The sequence below is a fragment of the Streptomyces sp. ERV7 genome (genome assembly GCF_001653515.1).
Taxonomy (GTDB): domain Bacteria; phylum Actinomycetota; class Actinomycetes; order Streptomycetales; family Streptomycetaceae; genus Streptomyces.
Map to the genome: position 1 here is coordinate 1,144,895 of NZ_LYOY01000051.1, position 19,607 is coordinate 1,164,501.

The 19,607-nt window shown below is 70.8% G+C and carries 18 protein-coding genes and 1 tRNA gene; 12 read left to right on the plus strand and 7 right to left on the minus strand.

Going from position 1 to position 19,607, the window contains the following annotated elements; all coding sequences use genetic code 11:
* Positions 1–34 precede the first annotated feature (34 nt).
* The 3 genes from A8W25_RS27990 to A8W25_RS28000 all read left to right on the plus strand — a co-directional run bounded on the left by A8W25_RS27990 (position 35) and on the right by A8W25_RS28000 (position 2,156).
* Positions 35–940: a ribokinase gene (locus A8W25_RS27990; RefSeq protein WP_067166458.1), complete on the plus strand. Its 906-nt coding sequence runs from the start codon at positions 35–37 to the stop codon at positions 938–940.
* Positions 937–1,326: a D-ribose pyranase gene (gene rbsD, locus A8W25_RS27995; RefSeq protein WP_067166461.1), complete on the plus strand. Its 390-nt coding sequence runs from the start codon at positions 937–939 to the stop codon at positions 1,324–1,326. The genes A8W25_RS27990 and rbsD overlap by 4 nt, the downstream gene beginning before the upstream one ends.
* A 155-nt stretch (positions 1,327–1,481) precedes the next feature.
* Positions 1,482–2,156: a hypothetical protein gene (locus tag A8W25_RS28000; protein ID WP_067166464.1), complete on the plus strand. Its 675-nt coding sequence runs from the start codon at positions 1,482–1,484 to the stop codon at positions 2,154–2,156.
* 55 nt (positions 2,157–2,211) lie between these two features.
* On the opposite strand, the gene A8W25_RS28005 is transcribed toward A8W25_RS28000, so the two are convergent.
* Positions 2,212–2,868 carry a L,D-transpeptidase family protein gene (locus tag A8W25_RS28005; RefSeq protein WP_067166466.1) on the minus strand — a complete coding sequence of 219 codons (657 nt, stop codon included), beginning with the start codon at positions 2,866–2,868 and terminating at the stop codon, positions 2,212–2,214.
* Positions 2,869–3,322: 454 nt separating this feature from the next.
* Positions 3,323–4,333, minus strand: a complete 1,011-nt coding sequence (locus tag A8W25_RS28010) for an isopenicillin N synthase family dioxygenase (RefSeq protein ID WP_067166468.1) — start codon at positions 4,331–4,333, stop codon at positions 3,323–3,325.
* 517 nt (positions 4,334–4,850) lie between these two features.
* Between A8W25_RS28010 and A8W25_RS28015 the strand changes: the two genes are divergently transcribed.
* The gene (locus tag A8W25_RS28015; RefSeq protein ID WP_067166471.1) at positions 4,851–5,042 is read left to right on the plus strand and encodes a hypothetical protein; all 192 of its coding nucleotides are present in this window, start codon (positions 4,851–4,853) and stop codon (positions 5,040–5,042) included.
* A 67-nt stretch (positions 5,043–5,109) separates the two neighbouring features.
* Here the strand turns inward: A8W25_RS28015 and A8W25_RS28020 are convergent, their stop codons facing one another.
* Complete coding sequence (locus A8W25_RS28020) at positions 5,110–6,744, minus strand: M4 family metallopeptidase (RefSeq protein ID WP_067166473.1); 1,635 nt, start codon at positions 6,742–6,744, stop codon at positions 5,110–5,112.
* 345 nt (positions 6,745–7,089) lie between these two features.
* Between A8W25_RS28020 and A8W25_RS28025 the strand changes: the two genes are divergently transcribed.
* Positions 7,090–7,488 carry a nuclear transport factor 2 family protein gene (locus tag A8W25_RS28025; RefSeq protein ID WP_067166476.1) on the plus strand — a complete coding sequence of 133 codons (399 nt, stop codon included), beginning with the start codon at positions 7,090–7,092 and terminating at the stop codon, positions 7,486–7,488.
* An 84-nt stretch (positions 7,489–7,572) separates the two neighbouring features.
* On the opposite strand, the gene A8W25_RS28030 is transcribed toward A8W25_RS28025, so the two are convergent.
* Positions 7,573–7,983 carry an organic hydroperoxide resistance protein gene (locus tag A8W25_RS28030; RefSeq protein ID WP_067166478.1) on the minus strand — a complete coding sequence of 137 codons (411 nt, stop codon included), beginning with the start codon at positions 7,981–7,983 and terminating at the stop codon, positions 7,573–7,575.
* A 114-nt stretch (positions 7,984–8,097) separates the two neighbouring features.
* On the opposite strand from A8W25_RS28030, the gene A8W25_RS28035 reads away from it, so the two are divergent.
* Complete coding sequence (locus A8W25_RS28035) at positions 8,098–8,580, plus strand: MarR family winged helix-turn-helix transcriptional regulator (RefSeq protein WP_067166480.1); 483 nt, start codon at positions 8,098–8,100, stop codon at positions 8,578–8,580.
* 96 nt (positions 8,581–8,676) lie between these two features.
* On the opposite strand, the gene A8W25_RS28040 is transcribed toward A8W25_RS28035, so the two are convergent.
* Both A8W25_RS28040 and A8W25_RS28045 read right to left on the minus strand, forming a co-directional pair.
* Positions 8,677–9,789 (minus strand): sugar ABC transporter substrate-binding protein, encoded by a 1,113-nt coding sequence (locus A8W25_RS28040; protein ID WP_067166483.1) that lies wholly within the window; start codon positions 9,787–9,789, stop codon positions 8,677–8,679.
* Positions 9,790–10,023: 234 nt separating this feature from the next.
* Positions 10,024–10,737, minus strand: coding sequence for a TetR/AcrR family transcriptional regulator (locus A8W25_RS28045; protein ID WP_067166484.1), 714 nt, complete (start codon positions 10,735–10,737; stop codon positions 10,024–10,026).
* A 236-nt stretch (positions 10,738–10,973) separates the two neighbouring features.
* Here A8W25_RS28045 and A8W25_RS28050 point away from each other — a divergent pair, with 236 nt between their 5' ends.
* Positions 10,974–12,458 (plus strand): MFS transporter, encoded by a 1,485-nt coding sequence (locus A8W25_RS28050; RefSeq protein WP_079126441.1) that lies wholly within the window; start codon positions 10,974–10,976, stop codon positions 12,456–12,458.
* 66 nt (positions 12,459–12,524) lie between these two features.
* Here A8W25_RS28050 and A8W25_RS28055 read toward each other — a convergent pair whose 3' ends face one another.
* The gene (locus A8W25_RS28055; RefSeq protein WP_067166487.1) at positions 12,525–13,520 is read right to left on the minus strand and encodes a hypothetical protein; all 996 of its coding nucleotides are present in this window, start codon (positions 13,518–13,520) and stop codon (positions 12,525–12,527) included.
* 111 nt (positions 13,521–13,631) lie between these two features.
* Here A8W25_RS28055 and A8W25_RS28060 point away from each other — a divergent pair, with 111 nt between their 5' ends.
* The 5 genes from A8W25_RS28060 to A8W25_RS28080 all read left to right on the plus strand — a co-directional run bounded on the left by A8W25_RS28060 (position 13,632) and on the right by A8W25_RS28080 (position 19,529).
* A complete protein-coding gene (locus A8W25_RS28060) occupies positions 13,632–14,486 on the plus strand; it encodes a tyrosine-protein phosphatase (RefSeq protein ID WP_079126442.1) in 855 nt (284 codons plus the stop codon).
* Positions 14,457–14,544: transfer RNA gene (locus tag A8W25_RS28065), tRNA-Leu, on the plus strand. The genes A8W25_RS28060 and A8W25_RS28065 overlap by 30 nt, the downstream gene beginning before the upstream one ends.
* Before the next feature lie 189 nt (positions 14,545–14,733).
* A complete protein-coding gene (locus tag A8W25_RS28070; RefSeq protein ID WP_067166490.1) occupies positions 14,734–15,117 on the plus strand; it encodes a hypothetical protein in 384 nt (127 codons plus the stop codon).
* A 459-nt stretch (positions 15,118–15,576) separates the two neighbouring features.
* A complete protein-coding gene (locus A8W25_RS28075) occupies positions 15,577–17,271 on the plus strand; it encodes a cytochrome b (protein WP_067166492.1) in 1,695 nt (564 codons plus the stop codon).
* A gap of 200 nt (positions 17,272–17,471) precedes the next feature.
* The gene (locus A8W25_RS28080; RefSeq protein ID WP_067166494.1) at positions 17,472–19,529 is read left to right on the plus strand and encodes a phosphocholine-specific phospholipase C; all 2,058 of its coding nucleotides are present in this window, start codon (positions 17,472–17,474) and stop codon (positions 19,527–19,529) included.
* Positions 19,530–19,607 lie beyond the last annotated feature (78 nt).

Below are 19,607 nucleotides of genomic sequence, written 5' to 3' on the forward strand. Positions count from 1 at the left end.
CGCCCACCCGCCACTCAGCGAAAGCAGGACACGGATGTACGACTACGACCTCCTGGTCGTCGGGTCCGCCAACGCCGACCTCGTCATCGGCGTCGACCGGCGCCCCGGCCCCGGCGAGACGGTGCTCGGCTCGGACCTGGTGGTCCACCCCGGCGGCAAGGGCGCCAACCAGGCGGTGGCCGCCGCCCGGCTCGGCGCGCGCGCCGCGCTGCTCGCCCGCGTCGGCGACGACGGGCACGGACGGCTGCTGCTCGACTCCCAGCGGGCGGCCGGTGTCGACACGGTCGGCATGCTGGTCGGCGGGGCGCCCACCGGGGTCGCGCTGATCACCGTGGACCCGTCGGGGGACAACAGCATCGTGGTCTCGCCCGGCGCCAACGCCCGCCTCACCCCCCAGGACGTACGCGCCGCCGCCAGCCTCTTCCAGGCCTCGCGGGTGGTCTCCGCGCAGTTGGAGATCCCGCTGGAGACGGTGGTCGAGACCGTCCGCAGCCTCGCGTTCGACAGCCGGTTCGTCCTCAACCCCTCACCGCCCGGCCCGCTGCCCGCCGAGGTGCTCGCGGCCTGCGACCCGCTGATCGTCAACGAGCACGAGGCCCGCTTCCTGCTGGGCTCCTCGGCGGGCCCCGAACCCGAGGACTGGGCGCGGGCGCTGCTGCTGCGCGGTCCGCGCTCGGTGGTGATCACTCTGGGCGCGGCGGGCGCCCTGGTCGCGGCCGGCAGCACGACCTCCTTCGTCCGCGTGGAGAGCCCGCGGGTCGACGCGGTCGACACGACGGGCGCGGGCGACGCCTTCACCGCCGCCCTGGCGTGGCGGCTGAGCCTGCGCGAGAGCCTGGCGGAGGCCGCCGCCTTCGCCGCCAGGGTCGGCGCGGCCGCCGTCACCCGGCAGGGGGCGCAGGAGTCCTTCCCCACCGCCGAGGAGGTCTTCGCCCGGTGAAGAAGGCCGGCATCCTCAACCGTCATCTGTCCGGCGCGCTGGCCGAGTTGGGCCACGGGGACGGGGTCCTGGTGTGCGACGCGGGCATGCCCATCCCGCCCGGCCCGCGCGTGGTCGACCTGGCCTTCCGGGCCGGGGTGCCCTCGTTCGCGGAGGTGCTCGACGGACTCCTCGCCGAGCTGGTGGTGGAGGGCGCGACCGCCGCGCGGGAGGTGCGCGAGGCCAACCCGCCGGCCGCGCGCCTGCTGGCCGCGCGCTTCCCCCGCCTCGAACTGGTCGCGCACGACGAGCTGAAGGCGCTGTCGGCGGGGGCGCGGCTGGTCGTACGGACCGGGGAGGCGCGGCCGTACGCGAACGTGCTGCTGAGGTGCGGGGTGTTCTTCTAGGGGCGGCCAGGGGGCCGGTCGTCGACATCGGTTATCGGCCATACGCGTACATATCCCGGAAGGCGCCCCCTCGCGCCCCCTACCGTGATCTCTGCCGTGTCGCCGACGCGGAGAGATCACGGCCCACGGGGCCCAGGGCCAGGGAGTGGCGGGAAATGAATCGACGGTTGGGTACCCTCGCGGCGGTCGGCGCGCTGACCTTCGGCGTGACCGGCGCGGGCACGGCGGCGGCCTCGGTCCCGTTCCCGGCGGGTCACACCACGGCGACGGCGGAGATCTTCGCGACGAACAACACGGCCACCATCACCGATCCCGCGGACCCCCGCCTCAAGACGCGGCTGACCCGCTTCGACCACGAGGTCCGGAACATCATCCGCACCCAGGGAGCGAAGGCCGGCCGCTCGACGCTCCTGGACGGCGTCTTCTGGTCGTCGGACCTCAAGAAGGCGACGTACGAGCGCTCGCGCGAGTTCGACGTCAACCACGTCAGCGCGGCCGGGCTGCACCACATCGCGGACGTCATCCGCAAGGAGTACAAGCAGGAGTCCGTCCTGACGTTCCGCCACCTTCCGCGTACCTCGCCCGAGACCAACGCGGTCGACATCGAGGCGAGCGGAGTGACCTCGCGCAAGCTGCACGACGCGCTCCTGGCGGACCCCGAGGCCCGGGACGAACTCGGTGGCGGCTCGGTCACCGCCCGGGACGGCCGCCTCGTCCTGATCGCCCCCCTCGCCGACCTCCCCCTCGCCAAGAAGTTCGTGGCCGAACTGGGAGTGGACTGGAACAAGGCGGAGGTGCGGTACGGAGCCGAGGAGTTCGTCGGCGGCTAGCGCGGGGCAGGGGCCCTCGTCGACACCGGTCGACGAGGGCCCCTGTGAGCGCTGACTACGACACGTACAGCTTCCCGGGGTGCGGGTAGTTCGACCGGAAGCCGGCCAGGTCGCGGGCGTCGGACGGCTTGAGCTTTATGCAGCCGTTCGACTTGTAGTCGCTGTTCCCGTCCCAGCGGTAGGGCTCGCTCTTGCCCTGCTTGCCGTTGGGCAGCATCTCGCTGTGGACGAACAGCGCGTCCCGGTTCACCTTGCTGTGGGGCTTGCAGGGGCGTTCCCCGACATACCAGGCGAGGCCGTGGATGCCGCCCCGCCCGCCGTCCTTGTGGGCCTCGAACGAGCGGATCGTGTAGTCGCCGCTCGGCAGCACACCACGGTTCTTGAGGCACGCGTTGGTGCTGCCCGTCCCCGACCCGGCGCGCCAGGTCTTCACGGTGTACGTGCGGACCTTGTCCGGGTTGATCACCTGGACGTACACCAGGCTCAGCCGGGAGTTGGAGGTGTCCTTGCGGTTGATCTTGAAGGAGAGGTACGTGTAACTGCGGGACGCGGCGGCCTTGGTGCTGCCGCTGGTGGCCGACACGGCCGACTGCTGCTGTGCGGCCTCGGCGTGCGTCGGCGCGGCGTGCGCCGGCAGGACGCCGATCCCGGTGACGGCCATCGCGACGACGGCGCCGTACGCGAACCTGGACTTCCCCCGTACCGTGGTCATGGACTCGTTCCCTTCCTGAGTGTCCCCGGAGGACTCATGTCCTCGGGTGCGGAACACCATAGGAATCGCGGCTACCGCCCCGCATTCACCGTGGGATTGAACCCGTATGAACTTCGGAGGTAGCCCACGGGGGCGCCTCATACCGGGGCGGTAGGTCGCTCGCGGTAGCCGGCGCGAGCCCGGGCCCGGGGCGCCTTGACGCTGCCGTCACCCTGACCGATTCACCCGGTCACGCCGCGTGACCGCATGCGCATCACCCGCCCCACCGCCCACAGGGCGGCCCTGGCGCAGCCGAATTGGCCACTTTACGTGGTCGCACACCCCGTGCTTTTCCCGGAAGTACGGCGCAAGCTGGAATCGGAGCCGGGCCGTCTATCCCCGAGCAGACGGCCCCGCTCCCTCCGGGGCGCCGATCGCGGGAGGACGGCGCCCCGAAACGAGTCCGCGGACGCGCTCAGTCCACCAGCTCCGGGTGGTGCAGCCGCGCCACCTGCGGGTGCGCCCGCAGCCAGCCCTTCAGCTCATTGCGGCCGTACTCGGCGTGCAGCGGGTTGTCGGCGGTGTGCGCCACACCCGGCGCGTGGGCCAGATAGCCGCCGGGGACCGTGTCGACACGCGCGTCCAGGCGCGGGTTGTAGAAGAACGGCACCGAGTACCGCTCCACCGCCCCGGGCGGCGAGACCACCCGGTGGTCGGTCGCGGAGAGATACCCCTCGGTCGCGATCTCCAGGAGCTCGCCGAGGTTGACGACGAACGCGCCGGGCAGCGGCGGCACGTCCACGAAGCCGTCCCCGAGGCGGACTTGGAGCCCGCCCACCGAGTCCTGGAGCAGCAGCGTGAGGAAGCCGTAGTCCTTGTGTGCGCCGACGCCCTGGCCGTCGCCCTCCGGCGCGCTTCCGGGGTAGCGGATCAGCTTGGTGTGCAGATGCGGGCGCTCGGCGAAGGCGGCGTCGAAGAAGTCGGCCGGGGCGCCGATCGAGGCGAGCAGCTCCTTGAGCAGCCGGTGTGCGACGGCCGCGAGCCGGTCCTGCCAGTCGAGCACGGCGGTGCGCAGCTCCGGCAGCGCGTCGGGCCACTGGTTCGGGCCCTCCAGCCAGCGGTACGCGGGGTCCTCGGGCCCCACCACCGGCGCGGGCCGCTCGGCCCCGACGTCCAGCTGGTCGCGCCAGTCCGAACGCCCGCCGGTCAGCTCGTGGCCGATCCGTGTGTAGCCGCGGAAGTGCGGCGAGCGCAGATTGCTCAGGGCGAGCCGATCGGCCTCGGGCAGGGCGAAGAACTCCCTGGTCAGCCGCTGTATGCGGGCGACTTCGGCCGCGTCGATGCCATGCCCGGTGAGATGGAAGAACCCGGTGTCCCGAGCCGCTCGGTGCAGCTCCTCGCGGAAGGCGTCACGCGTGGCCGGGTCGTCGGCCTGCGAGAGGTCGACCACGGGGAGGGAGGTGGGAAGCAGGGTGGTGCTGGACATGAGCGGTTTCCGTTTCCGTTCCGGGACGTACGGAGGTCCTGTTCCCGGGGTTGGCGGGAGGACGGCCGGAACGGATCGGCGTATGGGTGCGCCGGAACCGGGGGACCGCGACAGGACCGTGGGGCAGAAGGGCGAGGGCCGGGGCGGGCGGAGAGCCGGGCCGGGGCCGTGGCCGCGAAGGCCGCGAGGGTCAGTCCTGCGGGCGACAGCTCATGCTGGTGACGCGCACGTAGTCCACGTGTCGGCGCATCACGAGAAGAGTCATGCCATGAGGGTACGCCCACGGCGCCCGGCCGCGGAGGAGACCTTCCCCACACCCCTGCTTCCTGCCCGGTTCAGGCGCCGGGCAGGTCGACCCCCGGGGGAGCCCGCGCCGGCGGACGGCCGCGGCGGCCGCGCGCGCTCATCCGATCGGGGCACCCCCCAGCCCTGCCTACCGCGCCGGGCGTGCCGGGTTGGCGAGAGTCGTACGCGATCAGCCGCACACGCCGGCCCGTCCACCAGCCAAGGAACTTCCATGCTCCGTCGTCTCGCCGTCGTCCTCGTCAGCCTCTCCGCCGCGGCCTGCCTCACCGCGGGGACCGCGACCGCCGTCTCCTCCGACGAGTCCCCGGAACTGACGCCCCGGGAGCAGGCGGGCCTCCAGTTCGCGGGGCATGTGCTCGGCAGCCTCTTCGGTGGCTCGCCGCTGCGGGGTGCGGGCCTCTGACACAGCGAGGCGGGCGCCCACCCCTTTCCGGGGTGGACGCCCGCCTTTTGTGCGGTGGGCAGCCGGATCAGCTGACGCTGACCGCGGCCCAGGCCGCGTTCACCGCCTTGTACTCGGCGCTGCTCGCGCCGTAGAGCGCGCTCGCCGCGTCGAGCGTGGCGGTGCGGGCGCCCTTGTAGTCGGTCGTCGACGTCATGTACGTGGTGAGCGCCTTGTACCAGATCTGCACGGCCTTGTCGCGGCCGATGCCGGTGACCGTGGAGCCGTTCGACGTGGGCGAGTCGTAGCTGACGCCGTTGATGGTCTTGGCGCCGCTGCCCTCGGAGAGCAGATAGAAGAAGTGGTTGGCCGGGCCCGACGAGTAGTGCACGTCGAGGTTGCCGAGACCGGAGTACCAGCTGTCCTTGGAGCCGCCGTCCTTGCTCGGCTTGTCCATGTAGCGCAGCGGGGTGCCGTCGCCGTTGATGTCGATCTTCTCGCCGATGAGGTAGTCACCGACGTCGGTGGTGTTCTTCGCGTAGAACTCCACCGAGGTGCCGAAGATGTCCGAGGTCGCCTCGTTGAGGCCACCGGACTCGCCGCTGTACTCGAGGTTGGCGGTGGCCGCCGTCAGACCGTGCGACATCTCGTGCCCGGCCACGTCCAGCGAGGTCAGCGGGGCGGCGTTGCCGGACCCGTCGCCGTAGGTCATGCAGAAGCAGCCGTCGTCCCAGAACGCGTTGACGTAGTTCTTGCCGTAGTGGACGCGGCTGTAGGACGCCACGCCGTCGTTCTTGATGCCGTTGCGGCCCAGCACGCTCTTGTAGAAGTCCCAGGTGACCGCCGCGCCGTAGTGCGCGTCGACGGCCGCGGTCTGGGTGTCGGAGGCCAGGCCGTTGCCCCACACGTCGTCCGCGTCGGTGAGGAGCGTGCCCTTGCCCGAGGTCTTGTGGCCGAGGTCGTACGTCTTGTGGGCGCCCCGGGCGGAGTCGCTGAGCTGGTACGTCGAGCCGGACTTCGTGGTGCCGAGGGTCACCTTGCCGCTGTACTCGCTGTTGCCCGTGCCGGTCTTGACGGCCTGCCACTGGGCGAGCTGCTTGCCGGTCGTGGCGTCCGTGACGACGTGCAGCTGGCTCGGGGTGCCGTCGTCCTGGAGCCCGCCGACGACGGTCTCGTAGGCGAGCACCGGGGTGCCCTTCGCCGCCCAGACCACCTTGCGCGGTGCCTGGTCGGCCGTGGCCTTCTGGGCCCCGGCGCCCTTGGCGGCGGTGAGCGCCTTCTGCTGGACGGCGCCCGTGCCGAGGGCGGGGGTGGTGGAGGCGACCTTGATGGCGGCTCTGGTCGCCCGGGTCACGCCCGCCGACTTGCCCGCCTTGGTCTCGTGCACGACGAGGTCGCCGCCGAGGACCGGCAGCCCGGCGTAGGTGCGCTCGTAACGGGTGTGGACGGCGCCGTCGGCGTCCTTGATCACATCGCGGACGACCAGCTTCTCCTGGGCGCCGAGGCCCAGTTCGGCGGCGGTCTTCGCGGTGGTGGTGTTCGCCTCGCGGATGAGCTCGGCCCGCTGGGAGGCGGAGAGCCGGAGCGGCTGCGCGGAGGAGTCGTCGCCCGTGGGGGAGGCGCCGGCGGATCCGGAAGCCAGGCCGGTGAGGCCTGCGGCGAGCAGTGCGGCGGCGGCGACGGAGCCGGCGACGCGCGTAGAGCGAGGTATACGAGAGGTCACGCGAGCGTCCCTTCTGAGGGGGGAGGTGGGGGGTGCGGGTGCCACGTGCGAGCACAGCGTTGCAGGTGGGGCGCGTACATGTCATGAAGGTGTCCGCACAATGACCTGAATGCGTCTGCGGGATGGGGAACCGGGGCCGAGCGATAAGTGGCTTTCCGGCCAAGGGATTTCCGCAGCCCCTGGTGGTCGTGCGTCAAGCTGTGAACCGGCTGTCACAGTCCGTCATGGCTGGAAATCGACCCTCGACGAGGAGGGTGGGGGCGGGGTCTGGACGTGCTGCCGGGAAGGTGTCTAGTGTCTCCTGCACCTAATCAAAAAATTGAGTATGCGAGGAGGGGGCGACTGATGACGACGAGTGCCTTCCGCAAGGCCGTGGAGTCCGGCGACCATGCCGCGATCGAGGAACTGCTCGCCGAGGACGTGGTGTTCACCAGTCCGGTGGCGTTCAAGCCGTACCCGGGCAAGGCGATCACAGCGGCGATCCTGCGGGGTGTGGGCCGGGTCTTCGCCGACTTCCGCTATGTACGGGAGATCGTCGGCGCCGACGGCCGTGACCAGGCCCTGGTCTTCACGGCCAAGGTCGGCGGGCTGGAAGTCAACGGCTGCGACTTCCTCCACTTCGACGAGGACGGACTCATCGACGACCTCACGGTGATGGTCCGTCCGCTGTCCGGCGCCCACGCCCTGGCCGAGGCCATGGGCGCCCAGTTCGACCGCATCCGTACGGAGGCCGCGGCGGGCTGAGTGCCCGCGCCGCGGTGCATACGGCGAAGCCCGGGCCGACGAGGAACGCCTCGTCGGCCCGGGCTTCTTGTGTGCCGTCGGTCGTTACTCGACGACGAGCTCGACCTCGATGTTGCCGCGCGTCGCCTTGGAGTACGGGCAGTAGGCGTGGGTCGCCTCCACCAGCTGGCGGCCGGTCTCGCCCGCGAGCTCGTCCGGCAGCTCGATGCGCATGACGACCGCGAGGCCGAAGCCGGTGTCGTCCTTGCCTATGGAGACCTCGGCGGTGACCGAGACGTCCTTGGTGTCGACCTTCATCTGGCGGCCGACCGCTCCCATGGCGCTGGCGAAGCAGGCCGCGTACCCGGCGGCGAAGAGCTGCTCGGGGTTGGTGCCCTCGCCGTTCCCGCCCAGCGCCGGGGGCATGGCCAGCGGCAGGTCGAGCCGGCCGTCCGAGCTCACGGCCCGGCCCTCGCGCCCGTTGGCGGTGGCGGCGGCGGTGTACAGCGCGTCCATGGGATGCCTCTTCTTCCGTCCGGTGGTGAGCGGCGCCCGCTCCCTGTGCTCAAAGAGTTGCACACAACTAAATTGTGCGCAACTCAATGGCGGTCGACAAGCTACCCTGGTGTCATGAGCTCCTCGTCGACTCCCGCCGCGTCGCACCCGCCCCTGGCGTCCGACGTCGATCTCCTCCGCCTCGACCACCAGGTCTGCTTCTCCCTGCACGCCGCGTCGCGCGCCTTCGGCGGCGTCTACCGCGACGCGCTCAAGGACCTCGGTCTGACCTATCCGCAGTACCTCGTGATGCTGGTCCTGTGGGAGCACGGCCCGCAGCCCGTCAAGGTGATCGGCGAACGGCTGCGGCTCGACTCGGGCACGCTCTCGCCCCTCCTCAAGCGGCTGGAGGCGGCGGGTCTGGTGACCCGTGAGCGCAGCGCCGAGGACGAGCGCTCGGTGACGGTCCGGCTCACCGAGGAAGGCTCCGGGCTGCGGGAACGGGCGCTGCCCGTACCGCTGAAGATCCTTTCGGCCACGGGTCTCTCGGTGGCGGAGGTGCTCTCGCTCCAGCGGCTCCTCGGGCGGATCACGACTTCCCTGGACCAGGCGCACTGAGGGCGGCGGGTCCGCGCCGGCGGTGGAGGGGCGTCGGTTCGGCTTCCCGCGCCGGGCGACGGCCCCGGCGCGGCGGCTGCCCGAGAGCCCTCGCGGCTACTTCAGGCCCATCGCGTCACAGGCATCCTTGACGTTGGCCGTGCAGATCTCGGCGGTCGAATAGACGCCGTCGCGGATGACCGTCTCCTTGATGTTGGCCTTGGTGAGGGAGACGATCGGGATGATCACGGAGGGGATGGCCTTCTTCGTGGGGGAGTCGACCGTGGTCTTGGTGATGATGGTCAGTGGCTGGCCCTTGGCCAGGGCGACGGCCATCTGCGCGGCGACGGGGCCTTCCTGGACGTAGGGCTTGTAGACGCTCATGAACTGCTCGCCCATGACGATGCGCTGCACACCGGCGAGCTCCGCGTCCTGGCCGGTGACCGGGGGGAGTTTGGACAGGCCGGACGCCTTGAGGGCGGTGATGATGCCGCCGGCCATGCTGTCGTTGGCGGAGTAGACACCGATGATCTTGTCCTTGCCCAGGGCCGTGATCGCGCCCTCCATGTTGGCGTTGGCGTTCTCCGGCTTCCACTCCTTGGTGTCGTACTCCTTGCCGATGTTCACCTTGCCGTCGAGCTCGGCGTGCGCGCCCTTCTTGAAGAACGCGGCGTTGGGGTCGGTGATCGCGCCGTTCATCATCACGATCTGGCCGTCCTTGGCCTTCGTGCCGAGGGCGTCCACCAGGGCCTTGCCCTGCACATGGCCGACCTGCTCGTTGTCGAACGACGTGTACGCGTCGATCGGGCCCTCGGCCAGACGGTCGAAGGCGACGACCGGGATGCCCTGGTCCTTGGCCTTCTTCACCGCGCCCGCGATCGCCTTCGAGTCCACCGCGTCCACGATCAGCGCGTCGACCTTGTTGGTGATCATCGTGTCGACCTGCTGCGTCTGCGTCGTCGCGTCCTGCTTCGCGTTCGCGTAGATCACTTTGCCCTGGCCCGCCGTGAGGTCCTTGACCATCTTCTCGATGAGCGGCTTGTCGAACTTCTCGTAACGCGCGGTCTGGTTCTCCGGGAGCAGAAGGCCGATCTTGATGGCTCCGCCCTTCTTCGTCCCCGGGTCCTTGACGCCGTCCCCGGACTTCTTGGCGCTTCCGCACGCGGCGAGAGAGACGGCCATCGCGGTGGCGGTCACGGATATGGCGGCACGACGCATACGGGTGTTCATCGAGAGACCTCCCTGACATGGCCGCGTCCTCGCGACCGAGGTGGCTGGAAGTCAACTGGGAGGCGAATGGGGCGTCAAGGAGTTGAGGATGAACGAGACCGCAATGAGTTCTTTCCCTTGATTAGTCGAAGACGCAACAACTCTGAGCTGGGGCGCTGCGGTTGAGCCCGTCACTCCGCGGGGACGGGTTTCCCGCCTCGAACCGCCGCGCTTCCCCCACGGGTTGATCGCGGTTCACGCGAGCCTGAACGCGTCCGCCAGCGCGTCGGCCTGGGCCATGAGGAGGGTCCGGGCCCGGTGGCCGATCCCGCCGTACTGGCCCGACACCGCGAGGCTCACCGTGCCGTGCAGCTGCGACCAGGCGAGCACCGCGCCCGCCAGCGCCGTCGCGGCCCGGGGGTCGTGCGGCGGGCGACCGGTGCGCTCCGCCACCCACGCGGCCAGCGAGGCGTCCTCCCGCAGCCACCCGGCCATCTCCTCGACCGTCGGGCCGAACGCCTCGGCGGGATTCCCGGAGGCGAAGACCGTGAGGAAGGGGCCGAGGGCGGCCCGCGCGCGCTCCAGCGTGTCCGGCGGCGCGGCATAGCCCGGCACCGGGGTGCCCTGGATCAGCAGATAGCGGTGCGGCTGCAGGGTGGCCCAGTCGAGGAAGGCGTCGGCGAGGGTGTGCAGCGCGGTACGGGCATCGGTCGCACCGACGCCCTGGGCGTGTGTGACGGCGTGCGCCAGATCGTCGTACGCGTCCCGCATCAGATCGCCCAGCAGCTCGTCGCGGCTGGCGAAGTAGCGGTAGAGCGCGGGCCCGGACAGCCCCATGTCCTTGGCGATCCTGGTCAGCGCCACGGCCTGGGCGCCGCCGTCGGCGAGCTGGTCGAGGGCCGCCGCCTTGATCTCGGCACGGGTCTGCTCCCGATAGCGGGACCGGGGAGTCTTCAGCTCGGCGGTCATGGGTCCTCCTGTGCGCACCGGTGTTCCCGTGCGGCGCGGCGGCCGGACGCGGTGCCCTCGCGTCGTTCCCCTGATCCCATGATCCTCCCGTGAGTGCGGATCGCCACGGCCAGGGGTCGTAACAAGGGCGGGGCGCGGCGGCGCGGGAGGGCGCGGGCGGTCGTGCCCCTGGGTCATCATGCGGATGCGTACCGTTGCGTACTGTCCGTGAGAAGGCGCGAGAAAGAAGGCCGCCGGTGGCTCCGCATTCCGAAGGGGGGCGCGACGGCGGGCCGGGCGGTGCCGGTACGGCCGCCGCCGGGACCCTGGCCGACCGGGTCCGCTGGCGGGCGCTCGCGGTGTGTCTGGTGGCGGGGTTCATGACGCTGCTCGACGTGTCGATCGTCAATGTGGCCCTGCCGTCGATCCGGGTGGCGCTGGACGCCCCGGAGGCCGATCTGCAGTGGGTGCTCTCCGGGTACGCGCTCGCCTTCGGCCTGTTCCTCGTCCCGGCCGGGCGGATCGGGGACGCCCGGGGGCGGCGTGCGGTGTTCATGACCGGGCTCGCTCTGTTCGTCCTCGCCTCGGCGGCCTGCGGGGCGGCGCAGTCCAGCCTGTGGCTGGTGGCCGCCCGCGCCGTCCAGGGCCTGGCCGGAGGCCTGATCTCGCCGCAGATCTCGGCCCTGATCCAGCAGATGTTCTCCGGCGCCGAACGCGGCCGCGCCTTCGGGATGCTCGGGAGCGTCATCGGCATCTCCACGGCTGTGGGCCCGCTCCTCGGCGGGCTGCTCATCCACGCGGCGGGCCCGCACGAGGGCTGGCGCTGGGTGTTCTACGTCAACGTGCCCATCGGCGTCGGCTGTCTGGTGCTGGCCCGGCGCCTCCTCCCCGACACCCCGTCCGCCCGCCGTGTCCCGCTGCGTGCCCTGGACCCGGTCGGTGTGCTGCTGCTCGGCGCCGGAGTCCTGGCACTGCTGCTGCCGTTCGTCCAGGCGCAGCAGTGGCACGGGCCCGAGAAGTGGCTGCTCCTGGCCGTCTCCGCCGCGCTGCTCGCGGCCTTCGTGGGGTGGGAACGGCGCCAGAGCGCGCGGGGTGCCTCCCCGGTCGTCGACCTCGCCCTGTTCCGTGAGCGCGGCTACTGGCTGGGCTGCGCCCTGATCCTGCTCTACTTCGGCGGATTCACCTCGATCTTCTTCATCACCGCGCTCTACCTCCAGGCCGGGCTCAAGCTGAGCGCGCTGCTCGCGGGCCTCGCCATCACGCCGTTCGCGGTGGGCTCCGGCGTCGCCGCCACCATCGGCGGCCGGCTGGTCGCCCGCTTCGGGCGCCGGCTGGTCGCGGTGGGCCTGGTCATGGTCGCCACCGGCCTCGGCGGCACGGCACTCGCCGTCCAGCTGGCCCCGGGCAGGTCGGCGGCGTGGGCGATGGCGGCCCCGCTGCTGCTCGCCGGGCTCGGCAGCGGCCTGGTCATCGCCCCCAACCAGACACTGACGCTCTCCCGGGTCCCGGTCCGCTCGGCGGGCAGCGCGGGCGGCACCCTCCAGACCGGCCAGCGCGTCGGCTCCGCCATCGGCATCGCGGCCGTCGGGGCGGTCTTCTTCGCCCAACTGACGCACGGCGACTGGGCCACGGCCTACGACCACGGACTGCTGGTGTCGGTCGCCTTCGTCCTCGGCGCACTGCTCCTCGCGCTCGGCGACCTGCGGGCCGAACTTCCGGAAAACGGTGTCCGGGCGAGGTGACCGGCCTCCCGGGAAACGGTGTCCGGGGCGAGGTGACCGGTCCCGCGGCAGCCGGTGTGCCGCCGCTCAGACCGTCCCCTTCGCCGCCCGCACGGCCCGGCGCCAGGCCGAGTCCACCGAGAGCAGGGCCGCCGGGGCGAGGTCGGCCGGAACGTCGGGCAGGAAGCCGGTGCCGAGCAGCGGGCCGTCGGCCGCGGCGGCCCGCACCGAGACACCCGCCGTCGCACCCCGTCCGCCCGCCCAGTGCTCGCGGGCCTCGTCCCGTACGTCGACGAGGGCTTGGGCGCGCTCGACCGGGGGCGGGGCGAACAGGCCGTCCGCCGCCCGTACCTGCTCCTGCCACCGGTCCTGCCAGAACTCGACCGTCCAGCCCGGCCAGCGGGACGCCATCTCGTACGCCCCGGCCTGCGCGCCCAGCAGCCACCAGCCCACCCGGCGGCGCGCCGGGTCGAGGTGTATCCCGGAGAGCACGGCCAGCTCGCAACGGCCGTGGTCCGGCGCCGAGTCGAGACGGTCCAGGAGTGCGGGCCCCTCGGCGACCGGGTGGTCGCCGGTGGCGGCGATCAGATGGCAGCGGTCGGTGCCCACGGTGACGACCGTGGCGAGCGGATCGTCCTCGTCAGGCTCCTCCTCTCCCGGCCCGAGCACCGCGCCCGCGCTCACCTCGCCCCGTGGATCGCGCACCGCGGCCGGGTCCAGGCCCAGATAGGCGCGCAGCTCCGCCGGGCCGTCGTAGGTCCAGCGCACCTGCCAGCCGGGCCAGGCGTGGTGCAGCAGGTCGAGCGCGGCGGCCCGGTGCCGCATACAGGTGGTCGGCCCGTCCGAGACGAAGGCGAGCAGCACCCGGCGGTGCGGGTCGACCAGGACCGCGCCCTCGCAGCGGGCGTCGTCGCGCCAGCCGTGGCGCGCCGGGTCGTGGGCGCGCAGGAACGGCAGCACGACGTCGGGGCCGGCCAGGAGATCGAGATCGAGCCCGGCTGCCCCGAAGCGGGACTCGTACAGCTCGTACCGCTCGTGGTCGCCGTTCTCGGGAACGACGGCGAAGGTTGCCCAGTCGGCCATGGCGAGAGGATCTCAACCCCGTGCGGCACCCCACCACCCGATTCCCGGCGGTGTGCGCAGTGATCCACGCCACGGTCCGGGCCCGCCGGGACGGCCGTAGGGTGCGGTCTTGTGAACAGACACATCGGGTTCGAGCGGCTGCACAACTTCCGTGACCTGGGCGGCTACCGCACCGAGGACGGCCTGACCGTGCGATGGGGGCGGCTGTTCCGCTCCGACTCGCTGGGCAAGCTCCAGGACGAGGACTGGGACCGCTTCCTGGATCTGGGCGTCCGCACGGTCATCGACCTGCGCTACCCGTGGGAGATCGAGGGCAAGGGACGCGTCCCCGAGCACGCCTCGCTGACGTACCGCAACCTCAGCATCGAGCATCGCCCGTACGACCAGGCGAGCCTCGGCGCGGACGTGGAGACCGGCCGCTACCTCGCCGACCGCTTCCTGGAAGTCGCCCACGACGGGGTCGAGGAGCTGCGCGAGGCGCTGCGGACGATCGCCGCACCCGACAGCGGGCCGCTCGTCTTCCACTGTGCCTCCGGCAAGGACCGCACCGGTCTGCTGGCCGCGCTCGTGCTGACGCTGCTCGGTGTCCCCGAGGACGTCATCGTCGAGGACTTCACCCTCACCGAGCTCGCCACGGACCGCCTGATCGCCGACTGGCGGGCGGCCAACCCCGGCCGCGAGATCACCTGGCCGGGCTACGGCCCCCCCGACCGACGCGCCCTCACGGCACGCGCACCCTGCGAGGTTCACGCTGGGTGCACCGACGGCCACCCTCTGCCCCCGATCCCGCGATCAATGGCGGATTCGCCCGAAACCCCACTCATGCCAAGGCCCGCCGACCGCCTGACCACGCGATATACGGGTGAACGCCACCTCAAACCCCTGGTAGAGTTATCTCTGTCGCCGCGGGGAACAAGCCCGCGAGACAGACACCTTGTCCGGGTGGCGGAATGGCAGACGCGCTAGCTTGAGGTGCTAGTGCCCTTTATCGGGCGTGGGGGTTCAAGTCCCCCCTCGGACACCAGCGAGAACCCCAGTTGACCTGGGGTTTTCTGCGTTTCTGGGCGGCAGTGCGACCAGCCGCGTGCCCAATGGCCCCCCCTGTGGGCGGGTGGGCGAGTCTCCCTATAGCCCGGTGCGATACACACGGACTACGAACGGCGCCCCCATGACCCGTGCGCCGCGACCAGTGCCGAGCCCGCCAGGAGCAGTGATGTCCGTCGTCAGCGTCTTTCTGACCCGTCTCGATGTGAAGGATGCCGTGGTCGCCCTGCTGGCGCCGCCCGCCGGGCGGCCGGAGGCGTCCGTCGAGTCCGTTGTGAAGGCCGAGTTCAGCGGGCGGCCGGTCAGGGCAAGCCTGGAACGTGTTCACCGCTATGTCGACGAGCAGCTCGCCGACGCGCGCACGTACGGGGTGCACGAGCAGTCCGTACGGGACGAGCTCGTCGAGCTGCTCGCGCCCGGCGTGGGGACTCCGGCGCTCGAAGTGGCCGACCCGGAGGCCGACCGGGACGTGGCCCACCAGATCATCGCCGCCCTCGCCCAGCGGTATCCCCTCTCGCCGGAGCGGCTGGCCGCACTGCCCGTGGTGGAGTGAGTGGAGCGAGTATCCGACCTTGTTGCTTGTTTTTGGTCAGTGGTTGATTCCTCTATTGGGTGGTATGGCCTGTTTGTGGCGGTGATATGTGAGGGGTGCCGCTAGTGAAGTAGACCCTCCGGTTGGTATTCTCGGGTCCGCGTCGCGAGCCGCCGTCGTTACGTCACCCACCCCCACCCCGATCCAGAACACCTCGCAGGGGAGCGACACTTGAACGCCACCGTCATGCCCGCAGCCGCATCCGAGCTCGCATCCACGCCCACGTGCTGCCTCGCAGCCGAGCCCACCTGGGAGTTCGTCGCGCACGACGGCCGTCCCGTCGGCTGACCACCGCCCGCCGCCCATGGCCAAGTGGTCCGGCTCACTCAAGTCGCGGCCGGGTAAGGGCTGTTGGCCCGGCTGGTCGGATGTCTACCCTGTTACAGGCCTTGAGGGATGGAACGCCTGAGGGGGAGACGCATGAGTACCGATATCAGGAGTGGCACGGAGGACACAGAGCGGCCGGCGGAGCCGGCGAAGGGTGAGAAGCTGGCCGACTGGGCGGACGGGCGACTCGGCATCTACTCGATCGCCAGGACCCAGATGCGCAAGATCTTCCCGGACCACTGGTCCTTCATGTTCGGGGAGATCTGCCTCTACAGCTTTCTCGTCCTCATTCTCACCGGCATCTATCTGACGCTCTTCTTCGAGCCGAGCGGTGTGGAGGTCGTCTACCACGGCTCGTACACCCCGCTGAGCGGCGTCCGGATGACCAGGGCCTACGAGTCCACCATCGACCTCAGCTTCGACGTGCGCGGCGGGCTGCTGATCCGTCAGGTCCACCACTGGTCCGCGCTGGTCTTCTGCGCCGGGCTGCTGGTGCACATGATGCGTGTGTTCTTCACCGGTGCCTACCGCAAGCCGCGCGAGCTGAACTGGCTGTTCGGCTGGACCATCCTGTTCACGGCCCTCATCACCGGTCTCACCGGCTACTCGCTCCCGGACGACCTGCTCTCCGGCACCGGCATCCGGTTCGCGGACGGCGCGATCCTGTCGATCCCGGTGATCGGTACGTACATCTCCTTCTTCCTCTTCGGCGGGGAGTTCCCCGGGCACGACATCATTCCGCGGCTCTACTCGGCGCATGTGCTGCTGCTGCCGGGACTCATCCTGGGGCTGGTCGTCACCCATCTGATCCTGGTCTTCTACCACAAGCACACCCAGTTCGCCGGGCCCGGCCGGTCGGAGAAGAACGTGGTCGGCGCGCCCCTGATGCCCGTCTACACCGCCAAGGCCGGCGGGTTCTTCTTCCTGGTCTTCGGGCTGCTGACGATCATGGGCGCGGTGGCGACCATCAACCCCGTGTGGGCGATGGGACCGTACCGGCCGGACCTCGTCTCGACCGGGGCCCAGCCCGACTGGTACCTGGGCTTCTCCGAGGGCCTGATCCGGGTGATGCCGGGGTGGGAGATCAACGCCTGGGGCCATACGCTCGCCCTCGGCGTCCTCATCCCCTTCACCCTCTTCCCGCTGCTGCTCGCCGCGATCGGCGCCTATCCGTTCATCGAGGCGTGGGTCACCGGGGACAAACGCGAGCACCACATCGCGGACCGGCCGCGCAACCACCCCGTCCGCACCGGGCTCGGCACGGCCTGGCTGGCCATGTACTTCGTGTGTCTGATCGGCGGCGGCAACGACCTGTGGGCCACCCACTTCCACCTCTCGATCAACTCGATCACCTGGTTCGTCCGCATCGGCTTCTTCGCCGGGCCGGTGCTCACCTTCATCGTCACCAAGCGCATCTGCCACGGACTCCAGCTCCGTGACCGGGACAAGGCGCTGCACGGCCGGGAGAGCGGCATCATCAAGCGGCTGCCGCACGGCGAGTACGTGGAGGTGCACGAGCCGCTCGACCAGGGCCAGCTCTACAAGCTCACCCAGCACGAGCAGCCCGCGCCCTTCGAACTGGGCCCGGAGGTCGACGGGAACGGCGTACGCCGCAAGGTCAGCCGCTCCCAGCGGCTGCGCGCCAAGCTCGCCAAGGCGCTGTACGGGCCGGGCTCGCACGTGCCCAAGGCCACCGTCGAGGAGTACAAGCAGATCCAGAGCTCGGGCCACGGGCACGAGGCGCAGGAGCAGACGCAGACGGAGGCGGAGGTGCGTCGGCCGCGCTAGACAGGAGACCTCGCGGCCCCGCGTACACAGCCAGGACTCCCCGCGTACACACGACAGGACCCCGTCGTCCACGACGGGGTCCTGTTCGTCTTCCGTACCGCCGGGCGACACGGATACGCCACGGGGTCTTCCGTATTCCTCGCTGTTCTTGGAACACTCCAGTCGCTCTGTCCCCCACCCTTGCAGAGGTCATCTCACTCATGGCTGAACTCAATCGGCGCCGGTTCATGCAGCTCGCCGGCGGCACCGCGGCCCTCACCATGCTGTCCGACAGCATCGCCCGCGCCGCCGCCATCCCGGCGCAGGGCAGCACCGGCAGCATCCAGGACGTCGAGCACATCGTCGTCCTGATGCAGGAGAACCGATCCTTCGACCACTACTTCGGCTCGCTCAAGGGCGTGCGCGGCTTCGGCGACCCCAGGCCGGTCACGCTCCCCAGCGGCAAGTCGGTCTGGCACCAGGAGAGCGGCGGCAAGGAAGTGCTGCCGTTCCGGCCCAAGGCGGACAACCTCGGTCTCCAGTTCATCCAGGACCTCAACCACGACTGGGCCGGCGGCCACACGGCGTTCAACAACGGCAAGTACGACAAGTGGGTGCCCGCCAAGACGTCCACGACGATGGCGTACCTCACCCGTGAGGACATCCCGTTCCACTACGCGCTGGCCGACGCCTTCACCATCTGCGACGCGTACCACTGCTCGTTCATAGGCTCCACCGACCCGAACCGCTACTACATGTGGACCGGGTACACCGGCAACGACGGCACCGGCGGCGGGCCCGTCCTCGGCAACGACGAGAAGGGGTACGGCTGGACGACCTACCCCGAGCGGCTGGAGAAGGCCGGGGTGTCCTGGAAGATCTACCAGGACGTCGGCGACGGCCTGGACGCGGCCGGCGGCTGGGGCTGGATCAACGACGCCTACCGCGGCAACTACGGCGACAACTCGCTGCTGTACTTCAACACCTACCGCAACGCCAAGCCCGGCGACGCGCTCTACGAGAAGGCGCGCACCGGCACCAACGCCAAGGCGGGCCAGGGCTTCTTCGACATCCTCAAGTCCGATGTGAAGGCCGGGAAGCTGCCGCAGGTCTCCTGGATCGCCGCGCCCGAGGCGTTCACCGAGCACCCCAACTGGCCCGCCAACTACGGCGCCTGGTACATCTCCCAGGTGCTCGACGCGCTGACCTCCAACCCCGATGTGTGGGCGAAGACCGCGCTGTTCATCACGTACGACGAGAACGACGGCTTCTTCGACCACGTCGTGCCGCCGTTCCCGCCCTCCTCGGCCAACCAGGGCCTCTCCACGGTCTCGACCTCGGCCGACTACTACACCGGTGACATCAGCCACGCGGCCGGTGCCTACGGGCTCGGCCAGCGCGTCCCGATGCTCGTCGTCTCTCCCTGGTCCACCGGCGGCTACAACTGCTCGGAGACCTTCGACCACACCTCGATCATCCGGTTCATGGAGCGCCGCTTCGGTGTCCAGGAGCCCAACATCTCGCCCTGGCGGCGGGCCATCTGCGGCGATCTGACGTCCGCGTTCGACTTCGGCAAGTCGAACACCGCGCCCGCGTCGCTGCCGTCCACCGCCGCCTATGTGCCGCCGGACCACAACCGCCACCCGGACTTCGTGCCGGTGCCGCCCGCGACCGGCAGCCTGCCCAAGCAGGAGCGGGGCGCGCGCAGGACGCGGCCGCTGCGGTACGCGCCGTACGTGGACGGGGCGGCGAACGTGTCCACCGGCAAGTTCACCCTGACCTTCGGCGCCGGCGCCTCGGCCGGGGCGCAGTTCCTGGTGACCTCCCCGAACCGGACCGACGGGCCGTGGACGTACACCACCGAGGCGGGCAAGACGCTCTCCGACACCTGGAACACCGCGTACTCCAAGGGCACCACCGACCTCACGGTCTTCGGGCCCAACGGGTTCCTGCGCACCTTCCGCAACCCCGGCAAAACCGCGGGTCCCGAGGTGACCGCCCGGCACAACGCGGCCACCGGCAACCTCGACCTGACCCTGACCAACGCGGGCACCTCCAGCGCCCGCCTCACGGTCACCAACGGGTACGGCGGCGCGTCCCAGGCGCTCAACGTCCAGCCGGGCGCGACCGTCAAGTACACGGTCGACCTGACGGCGAGCGGGCGCTGGTACGACGTGTCGGTGGTGTCCAGCGCCGACGCGGTGTTCCTGCGGCGGTTCGCCGGACATGTGGAGACCGGCGCGGCGGGCGTCAGCGACCCGGCGATCCTGACGGCCTGACCGATCCGACGCGTGCGGCCGGGCCGTCCCCTCGGGGGCGGCCCGGTCCGCGTGTACGGGCCGGTGCGTTCGCTGGGC